Source organism: Candidatus Galacturonatibacter soehngenii (assembly GCF_008830185.1).
In the GTDB taxonomy this organism is placed as follows: domain Bacteria; phylum Bacillota; class Clostridia; order Lachnospirales; family Lachnospiraceae; genus Lachnotalea; species Lachnotalea soehngenii.
On sequence record NZ_WAGX01000005.1, the window covers coordinates 1,233,528 to 1,254,511 of the forward strand.

22 protein-coding genes are annotated in these 20,984 nt (G+C 33.5%); 1 reads left to right on the forward strand and 21 read right to left on the reverse strand.

Features of this window, described 5'->3' with window-relative positions:
* Window positions 1-19 precede the first annotated feature (19 nt).
* From F7O84_RS13090 to F7O84_RS13160, 15 genes are all read right to left on the reverse strand, one after another.
* Window positions 20-856, reverse strand: a complete 837-nt coding sequence (locus F7O84_RS13090) for a C40 family peptidase (protein WP_151145965.1) — start codon at window positions 854-856, stop codon at window positions 20-22.
* 211 nt (window positions 857-1,067) lie between these two features.
* Window positions 1,068-2,063 (reverse strand): DUF4885 family protein, encoded by a 996-nt coding sequence (locus F7O84_RS13095; protein ID WP_151145968.1) that lies wholly within the window; start codon window positions 2,061-2,063, stop codon window positions 1,068-1,070.
* A gap of 10 nt (window positions 2,064-2,073) precedes the next feature.
* Window positions 2,074-2,946 carry a hypothetical protein gene (locus F7O84_RS13100; protein ID WP_151145970.1) on the reverse strand — a complete coding sequence of 291 codons (873 nt, stop codon included), beginning with the start codon at window positions 2,944-2,946 and terminating at the stop codon, window positions 2,074-2,076.
* A 97-nt stretch (window positions 2,947-3,043) separates the two neighbouring features.
* Window positions 3,044-3,175, reverse strand: coding sequence for a cyclic lactone autoinducer peptide (locus F7O84_RS13105; protein WP_151145973.1), 132 nt, complete (start codon window positions 3,173-3,175; stop codon window positions 3,044-3,046).
* Between the two features lie 3 nt (window positions 3,176-3,178).
* Complete coding sequence (locus F7O84_RS13110) at window positions 3,179-3,754, reverse strand: accessory gene regulator B family protein (RefSeq protein WP_151145976.1); 576 nt, start codon at window positions 3,752-3,754, stop codon at window positions 3,179-3,181.
* A gap of 96 nt (window positions 3,755-3,850) precedes the next feature.
* The gene (locus F7O84_RS13115; protein WP_243140888.1) at window positions 3,851-5,155 is read right to left on the reverse strand and encodes a sensor histidine kinase; all 1,305 of its coding nucleotides are present in this window, start codon (window positions 5,153-5,155) and stop codon (window positions 3,851-3,853) included.
* Window positions 5,155-5,880 (reverse strand): LytR/AlgR family response regulator transcription factor, encoded by a 726-nt coding sequence (locus F7O84_RS13120; protein ID WP_151145979.1) that lies wholly within the window; start codon window positions 5,878-5,880, stop codon window positions 5,155-5,157. The genes F7O84_RS13115 and F7O84_RS13120 overlap by 1 nt, the downstream gene beginning before the upstream one ends.
* A gap of 133 nt (window positions 5,881-6,013) precedes the next feature.
* The gene (locus tag F7O84_RS13125; RefSeq protein ID WP_151145982.1) at window positions 6,014-7,681 is read right to left on the reverse strand and encodes an ABC transporter ATP-binding protein; all 1,668 of its coding nucleotides are present in this window, start codon (window positions 7,679-7,681) and stop codon (window positions 6,014-6,016) included.
* Window positions 7,674-9,098 (reverse strand): S8 family serine peptidase, encoded by a 1,425-nt coding sequence (locus F7O84_RS13130; RefSeq protein WP_192451752.1) that lies wholly within the window; start codon window positions 9,096-9,098, stop codon window positions 7,674-7,676. The genes F7O84_RS13125 and F7O84_RS13130 overlap by 8 nt, the downstream gene beginning before the upstream one ends.
* A gap of 17 nt (window positions 9,099-9,115) precedes the next feature.
* On the reverse strand, window positions 9,116-10,171 hold the full coding sequence (locus F7O84_RS13135) for a TIGR04066 family peptide maturation system protein (protein WP_151145988.1): 1,056 nt from the start codon (window positions 10,169-10,171) through the stop codon (window positions 9,116-9,118).
* An 11-nt stretch (window positions 10,172-10,182) separates the two neighbouring features.
* A complete protein-coding gene (gene ccpM, locus F7O84_RS13140) occupies window positions 10,183-11,580 on the reverse strand; it encodes a Cys-rich peptide radical SAM maturase CcpM (protein WP_192451753.1) in 1,398 nt (465 codons plus the stop codon).
* Window positions 11,581-11,673: 93 nt separating this feature from the next.
* A complete protein-coding gene (locus F7O84_RS13145; RefSeq protein WP_151145995.1) occupies window positions 11,674-11,865 on the reverse strand; it encodes a CLI_3235 family bacteriocin precursor in 192 nt (63 codons plus the stop codon).
* A 57-nt stretch (window positions 11,866-11,922) separates the two neighbouring features.
* Window positions 11,923-12,618, reverse strand: coding sequence for a DUF6033 family protein (locus F7O84_RS19030; RefSeq protein ID WP_192451754.1), 696 nt, complete (start codon window positions 12,616-12,618; stop codon window positions 11,923-11,925).
* Window positions 12,611-12,925 (reverse strand): hypothetical protein, encoded by a 315-nt coding sequence (locus tag F7O84_RS13155; protein ID WP_151146001.1) that lies wholly within the window; start codon window positions 12,923-12,925, stop codon window positions 12,611-12,613. Before F7O84_RS13155 ends, F7O84_RS19030 begins: the two co-directional genes overlap by 8 nt.
* A gap of 499 nt (window positions 12,926-13,424) precedes the next feature.
* Window positions 13,425-14,603, reverse strand: coding sequence for an IS110 family RNA-guided transposase (locus tag F7O84_RS13160; RefSeq protein ID WP_151141338.1), 1,179 nt, complete (start codon window positions 14,601-14,603; stop codon window positions 13,425-13,427).
* 278 nt (window positions 14,604-14,881) lie between these two features.
* On the opposite strand from F7O84_RS13160, the gene F7O84_RS19035 reads away from it, so the two are divergent.
* On the forward strand, window positions 14,882-15,034 hold the full coding sequence (locus tag F7O84_RS19035; RefSeq protein WP_192451755.1) for a hypothetical protein: 153 nt from the start codon (window positions 14,882-14,884) through the stop codon (window positions 15,032-15,034).
* Between the two features lie 35 nt (window positions 15,035-15,069).
* Here F7O84_RS19035 and F7O84_RS13165 read toward each other — a convergent pair whose 3' ends face one another.
* The 6 genes from F7O84_RS13165 to F7O84_RS13190 form a co-directional block, all read right to left on the reverse strand.
* Window positions 15,070-15,660, reverse strand: a complete 591-nt coding sequence (locus F7O84_RS13165) for a TetR/AcrR family transcriptional regulator (protein ID WP_151146004.1) — start codon at window positions 15,658-15,660, stop codon at window positions 15,070-15,072.
* Window positions 15,657-16,922, reverse strand: a complete 1,266-nt coding sequence (locus F7O84_RS13170; RefSeq protein ID WP_151146007.1) for a glycosyltransferase — start codon at window positions 16,920-16,922, stop codon at window positions 15,657-15,659. Before F7O84_RS13170 ends, F7O84_RS13165 begins: the two co-directional genes overlap by 4 nt.
* Before the next feature lie 110 nt (window positions 16,923-17,032).
* Window positions 17,033-18,076: a CPBP family intramembrane glutamic endopeptidase gene (locus F7O84_RS13175; RefSeq protein WP_151146010.1), complete on the reverse strand. Its 1,044-nt coding sequence runs from the start codon at window positions 18,074-18,076 to the stop codon at window positions 17,033-17,035.
* A 27-nt stretch (window positions 18,077-18,103) separates the two neighbouring features.
* Window positions 18,104-18,526 carry a DUF3887 domain-containing protein gene (locus F7O84_RS13180; RefSeq protein WP_192451756.1) on the reverse strand — a complete coding sequence of 141 codons (423 nt, stop codon included), beginning with the start codon at window positions 18,524-18,526 and terminating at the stop codon, window positions 18,104-18,106.
* A 36-nt stretch (window positions 18,527-18,562) separates the two neighbouring features.
* Entirely contained in the window at window positions 18,563-19,819 is a 1,257-nt protein-coding gene (locus F7O84_RS13185; protein ID WP_151146014.1) for a sensor histidine kinase, read from the reverse strand.
* A complete protein-coding gene (locus F7O84_RS13190; RefSeq protein ID WP_151146017.1) occupies window positions 19,806-20,537 on the reverse strand; it encodes a LytR/AlgR family response regulator transcription factor in 732 nt (243 codons plus the stop codon). The genes F7O84_RS13185 and F7O84_RS13190 overlap by 14 nt, the downstream gene beginning before the upstream one ends.
* Window positions 20,538-20,984: the final 447 nt, after the last annotated feature.

The window sequence follows — 20,984 nt, forward strand, 5'->3', positions numbered from 1 at the left end:
ATTTTAGAATACATACAACTTAAAAGACACTTCCTACGGCAAGGATTCCCTTTGCTAAATCTTCCCTATAGTCTGAATCCTCTGGACATAAACTATTGATTACCACACCGTTACTTCCCATTTTTGCTGTGGCATGAATGTATCTTCGTTCATCGATTGCCATTGCAATATGACCTTTAAAATACAGTAAATCTCCTGGTTTTCTATCTTCAAACGCAATCTCGTGCACTGGAAAACCTTCTACCATTTTAGCGTCACGATGGATAAGGATTCCGTTGATTAGATATGCCATTGAAGTAAGCCCGGAACAGTCTATTCCAAGCGGTGATTTACCTCCCCACCGATACTGTGTGCCCAGATATTGCATTGCGATTTGTACTAGTTGTTGCCTCATTCTATCTTCTGAAACATTCCATGCATTACGAGGTTCTTCTAAAAATTCATCTATCATATACCCATAGCAACCATCTGCAAGCATCACCTTGGCCCATCCTGCTTGCTCTTGCATAACCAAGCCACAATATGCGATAATCGCACCCTTCGTAAGCTCCATTACAACTCTACCTTTCACTCTTGATTCTGATAGGACATCTGCATAGACTTTTGTGACTCTCTTTTTCGGGGCATGCTCCCATTTTGTATAGGACTGGTTACATTCTTCTAAAACCAAATCCTGTCTTTTTACATATCCCGTATATTGGTACTCTGTCATTATATAAACCCACTTATTTATGCTAGGAATACATGACTTTATCACTGTAACTGGCATGCCATATAATAGTTCATCGCTAAGTGAAGAATTGCAATCTGGTTTTTCATAGACTGGTACCAATGTTTTATTTGCTATTCCTTTCATATTCCTCCTAATCAGACTTATTTTGCTTGATTATAAGCCAATATAATAAGTACAATTATTAAATTGTATTTTCCATACATGTTTTTCAGAACCTTAAGAGTGATTGCCTTAATGGTAAGAGGTTACTAGATTCTGTAATTCAAAAAGAAGAGTCGAAAGTAGCAACCAGCTATCCCCAACTCTTCTTTAACCCAATTTCAATTGTAATAACTTATACCATAGTATCAAAATGACTTACATATATACTTTCATCCGTTACATTATATAGCCCATACTCCCCTAAGCCTATTTCCAAGTTCAAGTCCAAAATTTTCGAAACGTCCATCTTGGCTAATTTTCCTAATTGCTCTGCAAAATAGCCATAAGCTACGCCCTTAAATTCACTTGGAATGGCACTTGAGCTTTTTAAATATTCCTTATATAGTTCTAATGCATTCTCCCCCGCTGCATTTACAAATCCATCCTGTGTCACAAAAAAGTCTCTTAAGTCCAGTCCTGTCACATTTTGGAAATCTTTTAAAGCTCGATATTTTGCCAATACATCTTTTGAAATGCCCGATGCATTACTGTTTAATATGTGATAAAACAATTGCTTCGCATTGTTTGATGAATTGAGTGCTTGTTCTATCTGCTGTGAAATACTTGTATCCTCTAAGCCTATAACACTTAACTTATAATAAAACGGGTCAATTTTTAAAACAACTGATCGCTGACTTAATAATGACAGGTCAAAACCGCTATTGGTTAAAATATTACGCACTTGTAAGTTTACCATATTGTGATTGTAAACTTGTTTCTCAGAATCTGTTGGATCGCATACTTTTTGAGATAAATGTGGATCATCAACATTTCCCCCTCCACCAAGACAACCATATAATGTCATTTCTAATTCGTTAAAATACATTGCCTTTTTTTCTTCATAGCTGTATCTATTGAATGAGCTTGAATTGTATTTCTCGTTCAAATATGTATACAAATCATCCACATTACTATATTTTTCACGATTTCGCACCGACACAGAATAATAAATGTCTTCTAGTTTTGAGTACGCTTTGTAAGCATCCTCATCCTGACTGCGATTATTACTTCTTACTTCATCCGTTGTAACAGCATACTCTTTTTTCCAACTTGGTATCTGAGGAGTTTTTGGCGAATAACGCCCTTTTATATTATAATAATTATAATAAGCGGTACCTTCTACTGCCATTTCTTTTCACCTACTTTAAAAATATTTGATAATTTGTTTGATTCATGTCATATTGCCAATCTACCTTGATGCTAACATTCTTCATCGTGGATTTTGCTGTTGCTAAAGCATTATATTTAAAATACCATATTTGCTTGGCATCAAAATCATCCGTAAGCGATATCGAATATGAGCCACTTGAGGCATTGGACACTACCGACTTGTACCAAAGATTTGAACTAGCTGGCATAATCATATGACGTACATTACCTTGACTTGGACTTTGTGTTCCAGAAGTTCCTATTCTATAAACTTTTGCCTTGTTTGGAATACTCGTATTATTTGTCAGATTTAAACCTAGAACATTTGAGTCTACACCATTAAGGTTTAAACCTGAATTCCCAGGATTTGTAGCTGTTCCCGAGAAAGCAAAGGTTCCCGTTCCTGTTCTAATCCAATTTGCTGCTGAAAGATTGAAATACATGGATGATTCAAAGTTATTTCCTCTTGACACAACCAGATAAAATGTCTTACTAGACGACGTCGTATTATCAACATCAATGTACAATGCTGGTGTTACACCCGTACTGTCTATTATATTTTCTGGATTTTGCCTAGAGCCCCCAATATTAACTCCTGCTGAATCTTTAACCTGTACTTTCATTCCATCATAATCTTTGTGTGTAGATGTTCGTATGTAGATGTGCTCCCCACTCGCTACATTAAATTTAAACCATGATTCATTTGCCCCTTCGGCTAAAATCACCGTAGGCGATGCATTAATAGAATTCCACGAGCCAAAGGTATATGCCGTGTCCTTGGTGTAATTATCCGTTATTGTTGTTGCTGCTAAAACTTGAGTTTGCGGTAAAAGAGTAAATACAAGTGCGATTGTTATTATCATGCTAAAAACATTTTAACTTTTTTTCTCATCACTTTCAGCTTTCTTTCTTTTACATACCGTTTCACACATATCAACAATACATCTTGACTTTTCGTACTTACTTAGGTCGCTTCGGCTGATGATAGATTGCTCCACACCTCCAGACGTAAGAATCCTTTTCCACCTCAGCTTTTGTTACCTCCATGATTGCTTTTAGCACTGTCTTGTTTAGTTTCATAGCTTTTTTCATTTCTCATACCTCCTGTTTTAATATTTTGGCTACACACATCAAAGCTGCACATAATATGATTGCAAGAGACATATAGCTTATGTACGATTTTTGAATCTCCAATAGAATTGATGCAAATAGAATCATACTTTCCAATGCGATAAGCCATCGTGCCGCACTTTTTGATTCTTTTAATTCAAAAGCATCCATATCCATGTTTGGATGATTGATTGTCCCAATAATTGCAATTAAAATTACCGATATTACAACTAGGGAATAGGTAATTTTTATATTTGCTATCATTACAGGACTTAGAAACGTAACCATAATATACGTTATAATCGTGGCAAGGTAACACTGCCAAAACGTATTTGCATGATAGCCACCTGTTCGTTTTCTTAAGCAAAGAAAGAACCCAAGAAAAAACAACGTAGGAAGGAATTGTTTTAATAGAAAGCTAATTCCTATGATGCTTCCTACTGTAATCCATTTTTCTGTCATCATAATCAAAGCATATACATAGCGCTCTTTCATATTCTGACTTATCATCTTTTCATTGCCCATCTGCCCAACGATAGCTATTGCTATTTTCTCAACCATATCTGTGCACCTCCTATCATAACTATATCAATTTCTTATTATAAGACAAGTGTTATGGCAGAAAATGGATATTATATTGCAGAAAATGAATGTACTTTAATCTACTGGTATTAAAATGGAAAAATAAAATTCGCTATCATTGTTTTTTATTACATAAGAACCGTTATATTTTTCTATTATAGTAATAATATTTTTTATTCCAATTCCATGCTCCTCTGGCTCTAATAATTTACTTGTTTTTATCCTTCCATTCTCAAAGATAGGCGGCTCACTGCAGGTATTTTTTACAGATAAGATAATACCGTCCTCCTCTTTTATAAATTTTAGCTTAATCACTTTTTGATTGCTGCATTTTTCACATGCTTCAATCGCATTGTTTAATAGATTTGCCAATATCACCACGATATCCTCGTCTGTAACTTTTATTGTGGATAAGTCGTTTACACGAAATACAAAGACGATACCTTTGTTAATGGCCTCTTGATACTTTGTATTAATAATTGCATTTATGATTACATTATTGGTATTGATTGCATCTCGCTCTTGTCTTAGCTTAACGCTAATGGTTCGAATATATTTTTCTAATTCTTCATATTGCTTTTTTATCAATAAGGATTCAATGCATAGTATCTCATTTTTAAATTCATGAACTTTACTTCTTTGTTTGTCATAGTTTTCTGAAATGGTTTTATACATTTGCGTCTGGTTCTTTACCTCAACCTCAAACATTTCTTTTTTTCTAATTTGTAGTTCTCGTTTTACTATGTCGTTAATTAGATAAAAGACTACTATATTCATGGCTACCATACCTAATGCAATTATGAGTAAGATTCTAATTTGAATTTGATTTACTTCATACCCAATTATAGCAATCATACCTGTAACTGTTAGTATTGTAAAAATGGGAAAAAATAAAAATCGAATCCACTCTACATCAGTTAATATTTCAGTGGATTTGTGCCCCATTTTCTTTTTTATAATTAGTATACATATATATAAAATTACTTTACTAAAAATAATAACCAACATGCTTTCTATTTTGAAGAACTGTAAGGTCATATCATAATTAGAAAATAAGGAACCATTTATAGAAAAAGCAATGTAATCGGCCAGCAAAAGCAGCCCTTGGTATAGTATTGCAATTACAAATGTCTTTCGAAATCTCACCTTCATGGTCACAAACATCGTTAACGCAAACAATAAAATAATCATTCCTTGTTTTACTATAAAAATATTCCTTAAAATACTTGCAATCAAATAGCAAAAGCAAACCTGAAAAAAAGTAATTAGATAATTAAATCCTCTACGATGCTTTTTTCTTTCACAAAACGCTTCATAAAACATTTTACAACATATGACTTCAAAAAGTATCGTCAGTAAATTTAATGTTACTTCAAACATTAAAATTCTCCTTTGTATGATATAAAAATAGCATTTACACTTTTATATCTCACCTTTGGTATTGCTAGTGTTGTATGGTTACTTAGCACTACTTCATATCTTTTCATACTTTTGATATGTTTTATATTGACTAGAAAACTTTGATGTACTCTAATAAATCCTTCGTCTTTTAGTTCTTTTTCCATGTTGTTTAGGGTGTCGTATAACGTATATATGTTTAGCTTATCTTCCATGACTTGAAATTCAAGTTTATGTAAATTACTCTCAATGTATAGTATTTTGTTTAAGGATATCTTCTTAATACCTTCACTAAACTTAAATTCTTTTTTAACTTCCTTATAGTTCATTTTAAGTGTGATAGCATCCATACACTCATTGATACTATCATCAAAATTTACATTGTTTTTTAGAAGATAGCGCACCGCATCTACCTTATAACCTTCTAATGTGTAATTAACATATGCGGTAACAAATACAATAAATACGTCTTTGCTTAGCTCACGAATCTTTTGTGCTGTCTTTATTCCATCGAATTCGTTCATGTTAATATCAAGAAATATAATCTTATATTGAATCATTTCGATTCCTTGGTCCACAAACTCTTCGCCAGAAGAAAAGGTATCGATTTCATATGCAATACCTTTTTGTTTTAGATATCTCCCCACATATTCTTTCACCGTATTTCTAAAATGTTTTTCATCATCGCAAACGGCAATCTTAAACATATAGCTCCCCCTTCCCCAAATCATGCAAAACATTATCCTAGCGCGGACACATTTTTTTCTTTATTATTTATCTATACCTCTATTTTTATCGGCTTATTTTGACGAAGGCTTAATTCCTTTCTTCTATTTGTATTTATTTGTTTACGATTTCTTCATTTGCTATTTCTTTAAGCTTTCCTTGGTCTAGAAATACTACCGTTTCTATTTCATTTATTGTTTCTTGTTTATGTGTTACAAGAATAACGGTTTTGTCTTTGAGTCTGGTATGTATCAATTGATTGATTTGTTTATCTGTATATCGATCCATATTAGAGGTTGCTTCATCTAAGATAAAGATAGGCTTATCATAAATAAGTGCTCTTGCCATGGCAATTTTTTGTCTTTGCCCACCCGATAGTAAGGAACCATTTTCACCAACCATGTAATCCAAAGAAACTTCATTTATAAATTCCTCTAAGCCACTATCTGCAATTGCATTTTGTAATGTTATCTCATCTACTTTTTTATATAAGCAAATATTATTTCGAATGGTATCATGAAACAAATAGACTTGCTGACTTACAACTGCAAAAAGACTTCTGTAATGATTTATTTCAAAGTCTTGAATGTTTCTTCCATTTAACAATATCTCCCCTTCCTCTACCTCATAAAATCTTGTTAATAAGTTGATGAGCGTTGATTTACCAGAACCATTTTTGCCCACTAGAACAACTTTACCTTTATGAGGTATAACCCAGTTGATGTGATTTAAGACCTTATAACCTTTTTGATAGGAAAAAGAGACCTGTTTCAGTGTAATCTCTCCTGCTTTTAAAGCTTTGACAGAGCCACCTTCTTTTTCTTGCTCTAATTCCATGAATGCAAAGTAGCGTTTTGTTGAAGGTATAATACCTGATAGAAGATATCCAATATTTAAAATTGCAGAAATCGGAGCAGTTACATAGGTACTGTAAGTAATAAAAGCAAAAATACTTCCAAGTGAAAGTTGCAAGTCAAACAACATGTTTGCACCAACAATATAAAGAATGGTTTGTAGAAGTTGTATCATCATGCCATCTGATATAAGATTTAATTGCGAAAGTATATTCATTTGTTTCTTTCGGTTTATTACATCTTTTTGTCTGTTATAAAACTCCTCTTTTTTAGGGGAGTACAAATGAAATAATTTAATCTCTTGCATTCCCGTTATGGTTTCTCCAAACCATTTTGCATAGCTTTCAGAATCTTTCATATACGAATCCATATAGACTTTTCTTTTTTTTGCAAAATATTTGATTGCAAGATACTTAAACGGGATAAAAAGCATAACCAGTAATGTAAGTTTGTAATTAATCAGGAATAATCCGATGACACCGCCTACAATTCCAAATATCTGTGCAATTACAAAAAACATGCTTTCATCTGCAATAGAGGTAATATTGGCAATGTCCGTTGAAAGAGTATTTAAGATTTCAGCATCATTTTTTTGCTTAAAATAGTTTGGTTTCATCTGAAGCAGATGAACAAAGGACTGCTCTGACAAGGAGTACTCTAAGTCTGCTGCAATTTGAATTCTTATCGCTTCTTTGCAAATATCAATTAGCTTAATACATCCATACAAAATTGCGGATGCAAGAATTAATTGCATTAAAAGCGTTTTATCCTTTCCCAAAAAGCCTTTATCCATTATATTTTTACTCAGTATTGGAAGAAGCATATTTAATCCTGTAGACGCTAACAAACAAACGGCTATTATGGCTATTTTCTTTTTATATTTTTTTAAAAGCCCTAACAATATTTTAATTGCTTCCTGATTACTCACTTTTATCCTCCGCTAAAAAATGTTTGATGTTTTGAAACATTTCCATAATTACTTTTTGAGTCAAACTGGATTCGTTACTTTGAAATACCATCTCTTTTTCTATCCAAATTGCAACTTGAACTATGTTTTTTTCTTGTTTTACTTGAACTTCCATATCATAATCGGGATATAGTTGATATAAGTGTTTTTTGTCTTCATGTAATACACTCCATAACACTAAATCATTTTGTTTATAATGCGTTTGCCCTTCTAAAAAATTTCGAAGCATTTGTGGCTTAGTATACATATTGGGAATGTATTCTAAGCGATAAAGAACCCCTTCTGGCTTTGAAGCAATTACATAGGCATGGTAGCCCTCGTCAGCAAATAACTTTTTTAATGTTGTTAATATTAAATATTCATCCAGTTCATTCCAAACATCAAGAATTATAAGAGGAAGCTCAAGTGAAGTTGCTTTGTATGTATTATTAACTATTTGGTTCATACGATTTTGCCAACTCCAGACAAACCCATTTGTAATGCTTGGAGCTATATCTTCTTGTCCCAAATATACTATATTCTTTTTCTCTATACCAATATCCTTTAATTCTTCCATAGAATCAATGATTACCGTATCAATTTCTTTTTCTACATCAGCATATTCACCTGGAATTGTCTGAAAGTAATATGTTGCACTGCTTTTATTTTCTTTTCTTCGATAGGCTTTATAAATCCAGTCAGGTTCATAGAAAATATCGAGACCCTTTTTTTCACTTTGATTAAAATACTTTTTGAGAAAACAAAGATCTACTTCTTCCTTTTCTCTTAAAATTTGGGCTACTTTCGCTGTTACATAAGGAGCGGCATAACTATTACTAATCGGTGTTTCATATTCTTGATCATATAATCTGATAAGGTGGTTAGAGTTCGCCAATCTATCAACCCCTAAATGAATATAAGCTTTTAAAGCAGGTATCTGATTTAAAGAAGTTGCTACTCCGATTACGTTTGAAAAGCTTGCAGGATATGTTACATAGTTTTGATTCGAAGTAGCCGCAATTAGAATAAGGCCTTTATAGGTATAGTAATTGATAAGGTAATTAAGCCTATCATATTCTCTAAAATCTATAGAGCCAAGGCTTAGATTCACTATCTTTACACCATTTAAATAACACCAGTTTAATGCAGGCTCAATTTTTTCTATGCCACCCTTTCCGTTTTTTTCCAAGATACGAATACTGATTAAGGTACTATCGGTTTCATAGTTGGCAACGATTAGGGCGCAGATAGTACCATGTAAAAAATCGGTATCACAAAATTTTACTATATCCTTTTCCACTTTATTTTGTTCATTAATGCAAATGCATTCCTCAATCTTCCCATCTAGTAATTCTAGGTTTACTCCATTATCAATGATTGCTATTTTGCTTTTTTTCAATGACATCATCCCATTTTCTACATCACCTGATAATCTGCGTATTCTGCCAGTGTTTCTAAGACATATTGCGCTAACATATCATATGTTTGCCTGCTGTATACATTTGGTGGATAGGTTTTCATGGCTTCACTTACTGTCTGGTTATCAAACGTTAAATACTTTAAATTTCCTTCTGCTTCAATTGAAAAGCTATCATATGAATCATTCCCTATGACAAACGCATCAATTTCCGTTTGTAATCTATATTTTGTTAAATTCTTTAATTCCTCAAAGTATTGATCTTTATAGATGTTATGATGCATACAAAAAATCAACATGTCACTTTGGATTGCTTGCAACACCTCAAAGGCAAACACACCAAAATGCTCTGGATGAGTCTTTGAAACAGGCATTATGCTGCCTGGCACACCTACAAGTATTATTTCAGGCTGTTCTTCTTGTTCTAATTTCTTAAGGTAATGGTTAAAATGAATTATTTTGGCCGTTTCATCTAATTGATTGCCATACATAAAGTCTGGAAATCCATGGATTCCTGCAAATTCCGTATTTCTTCTAGATGACACAACACAGACACGATACCCAAGCTTTTCTAGATACACCTTTATAGAAACTTGTGTCTCGAACTTGTTACATCTTTGCCCCATACCTACGATGGTAACAATAGGAGTATCAATGGTTTGTAATTTTTCACTGTTTACAAAGTCGTATTGACTCGTTTTTCTTAAATCAATTAATTTTGCAGATGCCCCTTTGCATAAGTTCTTTATTTCTATCAGAAGTTCATCTGTTACACATCGGTTTAGAACAATAGCCATATTGTTTTTCACTGCTTTTAGAACCATTAACATGATATCTTCTTCACTTAACTCAAATCGATTGGAGTCGATTAACAACATTGCATCCATTTCTTCTAGATTGATCTGATTGATTTGTGTTTTAATCACATAGCCTTCTGGGTTCTTGACTCCCCAACCAACAGGAGATAGTAAGTCTTTGATTTCTAAATCTAACAAACCTTTATGCATTAGAAATATTTCAAAATCCTCATCATAAGGATAAACAAATACTCTCATAACCTTCCCCCCTAAGATTCAAAGTTATATCCATTTTCTCTAAGTACACAGTACTCTTTCATTAGCTCATCGGTCGTATATCGTATGGAGGCACAGCGCTCAAGTCTTTTATTTGCTATCAATTTATCTCCATCTCCCATATCAGCCATACAGCTATCACAGTATCCCATTGCCCAGCATAAACTGCATTGTTTCTTTGTGTACCTTCCAATGTTTAACAGTTCCTTTACTTTTTCCTTCTCAAAGCCTTTCTCGAGATTGCCAATATTAAATACTGTGTTCTTTTCACTGACACGTTCACATGGAAAAAACTCGCCATCGACCGTAACAAACAATCGGTTCATTCCTGGTACACAAGGCCCACTTGGATGCGTCTTTCCCTCAAATAAGAAAGGCTTTCTTAAATGCTCATGAACACTGTTTTTAAGACGATTCATATGTACAAACATTAACTTTGAGACATCCTCTTTTTCCAGTCTTTTAAGGCAATGCAAAAACATCTTGAATAATTCATATTTATAATGAATCGTGAACTCTTCTTGAATATCCCTAGCTTCTTTGCTGTCTCGATTACTTACTGTAGTGAAGGTAACAGTAGCTTTCTTGAAAAACTCAAAGGAAAAGAAATCACTACTGTCCTTAAAATTATTTCCTTCATCAAAAACAGCATTAAAACTTATGGTGTCAACATAGTCAGGATATCTATGTTGAAACTCTTCAAGGTTTTTTATTATCTTTTTAAAGGTACCTTTTTTATTGTCTGCAAAAACTCGTCCTTGATCATGTATTTTTTGTGGGCCATCCAAACTTATTGTTAAGTTAATTTTATTCTTCGCAAGAAAGTCCATAATTTCTGGTGTAAATAAAGTCGCATTTGTTGTCATGTTAAAGTTTAACTGCTTGCCATTAAATTTCTTTCTACAATAATTCACGGTATCTTTTATTAATTGAAATTCTAGTAATGGTTCTCCTCCATAGAAACTAATTGAGGCAATTTCTGTATTTTTACTATGTTCATAGTAAAAATCAACGGCTTTTTGTACGGTCTCAAAGCTCATTCTCTTATTGGTATGTACTCGATTGGTATAACTTCCAGAATAAATACAATATTTACATCTTAAATTACAATTCTGTGTTATTTGTAAGATTAATAGGCTCAGATTATTTTGTAAATAACTATCAATTTTGTCCGTCAATGGATGTAAAATCTCAACCGGTTTTTCTATTTCATCTAAGAATCCACGTTCCTTTAGCTTTTTAATGTTAGCATCTTCGTATCTATTCTCCCCTTTATCCAAACTTTCATAGATAGATTCATTTATTTTTACAATTGCATTTTTATTTACATCATAGAAATAGTAAGAATGTAGTGTCTTGAATAAATGTATAAAAATATCCGTATCCTTCAATCCAATCCCCTCCTGTGTAAATACATTAATTCAAATACAGCGATAGGAACTACTCCTATCGCCGCATTCTCTCCTGCTAACCAATACAACCTATTACATAGATGACCATGTAGACATCTGCATTCCACTTGATACTACTTTTGCTAGATTTTGTACATTAGTGGTTGAATAAGCAGTAGTGCCAGAGCAGGAACAGCCAATATTGCATACACTCATACAGTCGCATGCAAAAGCCATAACTGTACCGTCGTTAAAAGAGTTTTTCTTTCCTAATGTTTTCTTCATTCCTTTTTCCTCCTGTTCTTTTTATTTTATAAACAACTATTATCTTCATAATAATTGTTATAAGCTAAGATTTACTCTGGATTGGTTCAAAAATAGTTGCTTTTCATATTCTTGTTCCAATCGTTTTACCTGCTCCATCTTTTCTTTTATTCTTTCTTTCATCTCTTCTTCCATTGCTTCTTCCATTTTTTCCTGACGCTCTTGCCACCAAGATTTCATATTACCAGACCGCGCTTTCGCTCCTCCACTGCTTTCGATTGGAACCGAGTATCCATAACATTCTTCTGGTGATGCCCCTATCACTTGCATTCCGTAGCTTTTTTGTGGAAGACCATTTACACTATACATTTCTCTTAGCATATTTAATACTGTTTTTTCCCATTCTGGATCTTCTTTCATCCTCTCAAAGCATTCATTTGTTATCACCAAGGAACCAGTAAAGCTATTTTGATAATAAGAACTTACTGGAATCTTTGACATTTCATTTGTAAAATACTGTTTGTATTCATCTATGGTCATTTCCTTTTTTGATTTGGATGAAATGGTAGCGTCATATGTAGTGCTTGTGTAGATTGGCGGTTGTTTTATAATCATGTCATTTTTAGCGTTTGTCTCATTCGAACTTGTCCCATTTTTGCTAACCGTTTGAATCTTATCTCGAAACGATTCCTCTACTTTACTTACATCACTATTTTGTGATACCTTGTTGTAATTTGCGTAATTTGAACGAATACTATTTAATGTGTTAATCATTTGTTCCTCCTACTTTTTTTGTTATCATTGCAACTAGGGCATAGTAACTATCAAAAGGAAACTTCTTGATATCCTGTCTTGAAAACTTAATCTGAAATTCCTTTTCTAGTTCTAAGAATAACTCCAACAGATTTACTGCAGAAAATCCCACTTTATTCGATAGAAAACTATTTTCTTGCATCCATTTAATCTTTTCATCGTCACAGCCAAATCTGCTTTTTAAAAGCTTATTTAATCGTTCTCGAATCTCATAGCTTAACTCACTATCAAGTAATGTCTGATTCGCTTTTTCTGAAAATGATTTCATAATATATCTCCCCCCTATTTCTAATTATATAGTCATTTGCCTTTTTAAACAATACGTATTGCAGAAAATGGCTTTTTAAAACAGATAATTAAGTAGTCTTGTTATATTTTGTCTATTTTTCGCAGTAGAATTGTTATATAACTTATCGTCATTTTGCTCCTCATCGAAAATATTTGTTGATTTGTTGCTCAATTAAAGTATAAACTTTTCAATTATATACACAATATATGTTGCAGAAAATAGACTTATATAGCAGAAAATGGAAAATGTTTTTTGATTGGATTGGGGATTGTGGACTTAAAAGATAATTGTTGTATATTTCCAACAAATCATTTAGAAAACGTACATATGTTTACGAATCTAACGCATACTATCTTTGGAGACTAACTATATGAAGTCAAGTAAAAATTGATAACATTTTATAGTTTTTCTTATAGATAAAAAAGTGTATGACAAATAAGGCAACGTGAGTTGCCTTCAAAAAAAGGATATTTATTGGTTACATTTGTGGGACAAATGCTGTGTTATTTTTCAATAGTGAATAGATTACGCGGATTAATTTCTTGCCTACGTGACTTTGTGCGACATTAAAGTGTTTACCTTCAGATCGCTTCTTGGCCATGTAAGTGGCAAAAGTGGAATCTCGCATAGAAACCAAACGGGCAGCTTGCATTATTGCCCAACGCAAATATGTAGAGCCTCTCTTAACCATAGGTGTTTTGGATGCATTGTATTTTCCAGATTGGTAAGTAGAAGGTTCCATTCCTGCAAATGCTAAAAGTTTTGCAGGTGATGAGAAGTTGTTTATATCACCGATTTCAGCAAGAATGATGGCAGCAATGGTATATCCAATACCAGGAATGGTTATAAGCGGAGTATTTAACTCATCTACGACAAGTTTGATTTGTTTATCCAACGTGTCAATTTCAGATTGAACCGCTTGAATCAATCGAATTGTTTGTTGTAATTCAAATGTTAAAGATCTGTTGGATGATCCGATTGAATTAGCAGCAAGCTCTCGAAGTTGAAGTGCTTTTTCACGACCATATTTTCCACGTGAAGCTTTTGAAAGAACATTTATTAAATGTGTTAAATGACACGTGCTGATTACTTCTGGAGATGGCAATCCAAGTAATAACTGATAACAGGAAGCTTGGTGTATAGACCATACAAAATCAGGTAGTTCAGGGAAAATGATATCGATTAGTCGTGTGACAGATAGCTTGAGCTTGGAACGATAACCAATCATACGATAACGATGTCTTGTTAGTGACTTTAGCTCTTGGATTTGATATGATGAAGGTGAATAGGATTTTGATTCATCAGAAAAGAGCATAGTTGCAATGACTTTTGCGTCACACTTATCTGTTTTGGTTTTTCTAAGGGTTCCAGCCTTACGAAAAGCATTTGTCACTAAAGGGTTCAGTACGGTAATACTAAAGCCTTTGGAATACAGATAGTTTGTAATGTTTGTGCTGTAATGACCTGTCGATTCAAGTCCTATTTTTACGTTTGAAAAATCACTTGAATCAAGCGCAGATATGATTGAGGTATAAAGTGTATCGAAACCTTCTTTTGTATTTGAAATACGAAGGGAATCCGTAATGATAACACCATCAGAATCAATGATACAGCAGTCATGTTTAGATTTGGCTACATCAATGCCAACAAATAACATAAAGAATCACTCCTTTGTAATAAATTTACGCTGTGTTTCCGCAAACTCTATGCTGAATGTATCCTTGCTATATATAAAACGTCATGCGTTATCTAACTAATTAACAAATAAACATAGAGCTGTGGTTAGAGCCTCCAAAGGAAACAGTCAGCTTATAGGGAAGCTGCCGTAGGTGATTTTACTAATCCACAGCGTCTACAACTGATTATATAGAAAATAATCGAGAAAGGAAAATATGTAGTGAATTTCCCTATGAGTTCATTATACAAGGTGATAACATGGCATCTTATGTCTCCCCGGCGATTCAGGATAAATTTGAAACATTATCCGTTAACTTGAAAAACTGTATTTTAGAGCGTAATGTTCATTTGGAAAATATCCATGATTTAATACGGGTTCTAGAAGATATCTGTAAGGAAGAAGAGGAATAATTTCACTTGTTCCTCTCCTTACCTCTGATACAAAATTATTCATGTAACGGCTTCTTGGCTTGCAATCCATTCTTTAATAGTTTCATTGTCAATTCTAATACTTTTTGAATGTTTGATAATTCCATATTTTCTTGTTCCATTGCATCATTTATATTCTCAAATGTATAATACATAACCTTTTCAACAAACGCCAAGGGATAATCGTTGTCAATTAATTGTTTTTGATAAGACTTAACTAAACTAGTATCTGTTTCATCTACTTTGTGACAATCTACAATTTCTTTTATCACTCTATTATAAATATTACTTCCCTTTTCTTTTGCAAATCTTCGACTTAAATGGTAATATGCAGGATAATCTTTTGCAAATTGAATACCATTCATAATCTGATGTTGTAACTGTTCAAAAAAATCATCGGTTTCAACATATATAACATTTTCTAATTTTTTTTGATATGCTTCGCTTACCAGTGCCATGTAGAGTTCTTCTTTATTTTTAAAATAATGATAAAAATTACCTTTACTAGTCTTTGCCTCTTTGATGATTTTATTAATAGATGCCTGTTCATAATCATTTTGACTAAATTCATCTAATGCAGCCTTTATAATACTCTCTCTTTTGTTCATCTTTTTTTATTCCAATCTTCATATTGTTTTTCTATACATTGTATTGCAAATTCATTTGGCTTTTCTAGGTTAATTCTTCTTGCAATCTCCTTTGCCTTGTGAATAACAAAGGAATCTTTCATTGCATCAAATCGCTTTACAAACTCGCTCTCGTCGTCTTTTTCTTTTAATGGTTCTAACGAAAAGCCCAAATGATACAATCGTTTTGCCCAAAAGGGCTGATCTACATGAAACGGCATAATAACTTGTGGCTTACCGCTTCTAAGCGCCGATGCCATCGTTCCAACACCGCCGTGATGAACAATTCCCTTTGCATATTTGAACACAATATCATGTGGCATAGATTCTTTTACCAATATGTTTTCCTCTGAATTCATTACAATACCACTATTTCCCACTAAAATAATGCCACGATTATCACTGCTTTTTAATGCCCTAACTATTTTATCTATAAATTCTTGCGGTTGACTAAGTGGCATGGAGGAGAATGTAATTATAATTGGTGCCTTATCGTCCTTTAAGAATTCTTGTGTTTCAAGATCAAGTGTTTGGTCGGTTTCAAGTATTGGAAATCCAGTTAAAGTGACTTTATCTTTGAATTCTTCTATTTCGCTAAATAAACTTTGAGAAACTGGATAAAAAATTGGAAGAGGATACTGATCTCTCTTAATCATATAGGCACCTGCTTTTCTCTTTTTTAACTTTAAAACATTTACTCTGAAATCATTGATATCCTTTATATTATTGCTTTCAGCACCAAAATTAGCTAGTTGATACGTGAATCGGTTGAGGGTGCCACCAAGATTTTTCGTAGTAATGGCTAAATTGGGAAATGCTTTGATTGGATATATGATTGGAACTGGGGGCATTAAGATACATAGTATCCCAAGCTTTTGTGCAATGTCTACTGCGCCAAATGCCTTTGGGTGAAAAACGATTACATCTGCTTCCTTGCAAGCAACATAAAACTCTCTCATTGCTTTGCGATACATTGGATCAACCACCTTCTTGGCATATTTGATTGCCTTAAATGGATGCTTTAATCCTTCTTCAAATATCATTTTTCCTTCCTCTGTTCGTAATAACGCCATTAAATCAAGACTACATTTAAAAAAATCCAGACCATTTTCCTCCACAAATGTTTGAAATGATTGACCAGTACACACACAAACCGAATGACCTTTTAGCTTCGCAGTTTTACCCAATGCTACATAAGGCTGCACATCCCCTCTTGAACCAAGACATAAAAATACAATCTTCATGTATGACCTCCTTTAACCTAGTGCTGACAAGTAATTTATCAAAAGAAAAAACAGTAGAAGCTTTCTAAAAATCCTCTACTGTTTCAGTATAGACCGCATGGTCTGTCGTGTCAAGATGAACTGTATTTATCTGTTTCAAACTGGCAATTAATATGCTTTGATAATATAAATCCACCAAAAAATAATGCATTAATCAGCAATGCCATTGGTAGCATTCCCCAAGTTAACTGTTGGTCTTGTAATACATCGGGAGAATAGTTTCCTGATATAATAGGAATTAAATTGTTGTTTAGAAAATGTAGAATAACAGGCACCCAAATATTTCTTGTCTTTCCATATGCATAAGCAAAGAAAATCCCAAGCGTTATGCAGGTAATCTGCTGAGCGACTGCTGCCACCAGTCCTGCATCTGGACTATAATAGAAAAAGTCAACTGGTAAATGCCAAAGTCCCCAAATAACTCCTAGTAATATGACTCCGTTACGTACACCAAATCGCTTTTGAAACAATGGCTGTAAATAATATCTCCATCCGTACTCCTCACCAAAAAATGCAAGAAATACAAGGAAAAAATTAATCGGTAATGTCCCCAAAGAAATCCAAGTCATGGGATTTTTTACAAGCAAAACCATTTGCTCAAACTGTCCTGAAATCGTATAGGACAAAAGAGTGCGAAGCAGATATAACCCTAAAAAAAGTAAAATACAAAAAATGGAAGACTTTGCGTTTCTCCACTTTAATCCATATGCCTTTCGTTTCACAGATCCAGCTGCAATAAAAAAAACCAAGCTTACAAGACTTCCAATCACAACTAATATCTGTGTTAAGAAGCTCCATAAAGAAACTGGCGTTGCTGTTATCATAATCAATTCATCTGGCAAAAGAATGGAAAGAATTGATACTATCATTAGTACGGCAGTAAATAACAAGACGCAACGAAAGAAGCCTCTTGGCATATTCAAATCATTCTTTTTTGTCAATCCATACGCTAGTATCACTCCACAAGCTGGATACATCATCTGCGCATTGGGAAATGCACTTACGTCCATGTGATTGGCACTACCGTACCACATAAACAATCCCATGAAATAGGTAACACCAAATGCTACTAAGAAAAATATTTTAAGTTGTTTTTTACTCGTTTCGAATTCCATTTTGTCCTCCTATCTATTATTCTCTTCTTATTTGATTAAAAATTGCACCAGTTTCATGTCTTGATCAAAGGCAATGGTAAATTGTATTTTTCCGTCTTCATATTTTCCAATCATAACAACCCCACCATATTCATTTCCTGTTTTACTGTCTTTGTTTCCTACTACAACGGTTTTTGTTATTTCTTTAAACGTTCCACATTTATCAAGATATGGATCTGATGCCTTTGCAAGCTCTTCTACTGTTATACTTTCCTTTAGCTCTTTTGAGCCCATATCAATGAGACCTTGATAATCTTTTTCATTGAAATATCCAATCGCCCTCATGGCTTCTTCTTTTATCGTTTCCTCATCAAAGGTATCCGATAACTTACTTTGTCCGCACCCAATCATTAGCGCAGATAACCAAATTAGTCCTATCATAACTACTACAAATTGTTTTACTCGTTTCATTTTCTTTCCCCTCATTTCTATTTTAATTATATCTTGTTATTGCCCTGGAAATACTAAAGTGACCGAGAAAAGATTATCCTGACAATCTATCTTAAGTTCTCCATGGTATGTTTTTAGTGTCTGTCTGACGTTCTCAAGTCCTAGGCCTTCATGCCCTGACTTCATTGATCTACCTGGCTCATATTGCCCTAAGTAGGGATTTTGTATCTTGATTACTAAAAAATCGTGTATGCGGTCTCCTTTTAATCGAATAAAGAAATCCTCCATCCTTTCACAAGCTTCTAGTGCATTATCAAGTAAATTTGAAAAAATGGTTGTAATATCGATATCCGAGAGAAAATCTAAATCAATACCACCGATTGCACATTTCACCTGTTTTGGGCTTAATCCTTTTAACTTATGGTTTAATACAATATTTAGCATTCGATTATCGGTATAATAATGTAGCCCAAGTGCATTTAACATGGTGTGTACATCCTCAAAGTAACTTTGAGTCTGGTCTAGCTTTTGCGATTGCTCTAATACGTGGATATGATTTCGTATATCATGAATAATCTTTCTAGACTGGCTGTAATTTTCCTCTAAGTCTTCATAGTATTGATGTATGGATTCATTTTGCTGTTTCATAAGCTCTAATCTGTGCTTGAGGCGCTGATTAGAAGCAACATCATACCAAAAATAGATACAATACCCATTGATTACAAGAAACAATACACAATAAACAATCAACCACTCATATCCAAATCTTGCAAAGAAAACATCTCCCCCTATTACATACATAAAGATTAATACCACACTTAGAATGGGGATTAATACCATTCCTTTGATATTTAAATATTGTTGGTCAAAAACATATCGTTTTTTAACAATTCCCCTTAATATTAGGGTAACGGTTATCAAAAAGAATGCCTTAAATAACACCATCAAGTAAAATTGCAGTTTTCTTTCGAGTCCAAATATTTGATAAAGCTTGAATACTAAAAAGATACCAATTAACTGTGTTGCAAACATCGCCATCATGTATACCAACTGATAAAGTAAACCCATTTTACTCTCATGGTACAAAAACCACCCCAGTAACAAATAGCAAAAGACAAGTACTAACATGGTTAGCATATCATTTCTTCCGAAATTGGGAAGTAAGGTTGATAAGGCTGCGAATATGCACCATGCCAGTATCTTTAGCCAAAGTGGTCTTTGTCTTTTTATTGGCAGAAAATGAAGCATAAAGACTGCGCAGGAGGTAAATACAGTGAGATCTACGATAATAAAAAAAATATCAACGATTTGCATATGACCTCCCTTTTTGTGTTTCCAACCGCTTTGATAAATAAGTCGTAAGCTCTTGCTTCCAAGACTTTTGCTTTTTTTGCGCAATTGGAACAAGCATCCCGTTATCGAGATAAATCTGTTGGTTCTTAATGTTTTTAACATGGAGCATATTCACTACAAAGCTTTGATGTGGCATGGAGAAGCCAAACTCTTGCATACGCACTAAAACACTGCTGATTTTATCCACCATGAAATGCTCTTTCGCCTCCTCTACTATCTTTATCCTGCGATTTATATATTCAAAATAGTATATTTGATCGATTGCCAGACAGACCATTCCGTTTACCGTGTGAAAGTCCATTACAACTTTCTTTTCTGGTAATTGTATGTAACGAAACAATTCCTCTAATGTATCCCATAAAATCTTCTTCTTAATTGGCTTTAATAAATATTGAAATGCATGCACTTCAAATGCACCTGCAACATAATCTCGGTAAGCCGTCAGATAAATAATTTTAGTTTCCTTATCCATTTGACGAATCCGTCTTCCCGTCTCAATTCCATTTATCCCCTTCATATCAATATCAAGGAATATGGCATCATAGGGATGATACGCCTGAAGTAATTCTTCCCCTGAAGTAAAGCAAGTTACTTGCAACGTAGGATTCCATTCTAGTATGAGTTGTTGTAGTGTAGTGGTTATTATGTTCTCATCATCACAGATTGCAACTGTATACATATTGGTACGCCCTTTCTGATTTTAATATAGAGATTTTCATTTTATCTGTAAATAGTTCTTACCTAAACGACAAAAATGATGTCATAAACTACCATTTATAAATTCTATTTTACCACTTTTATTATTTATTTGGTATAACTGGGAAGGTGTGACCAGTTTACTCATTAAGGTTTGCTTATGATTCCCAATGTCTACTCCTGTTCCACATTGGTTATGTCTCCTTTGTTTGACCTTGATGAAGTATTTAACGGATTGGACCCATCTGGATGTTCTCTATGGTGCTGAAAGTGTTTGGACTTATTGGTACAAGCTTAAATCAATTCTAGTTGTTATAACAATTTAGTTATATTGTTATCTTGACAAACAAATATATTATGTGCTAAGCTAACTTTATGTTAGTCTTGTCTAACCATTAAAATTAAGAGAGGTACTTAGCCTATGTATAAT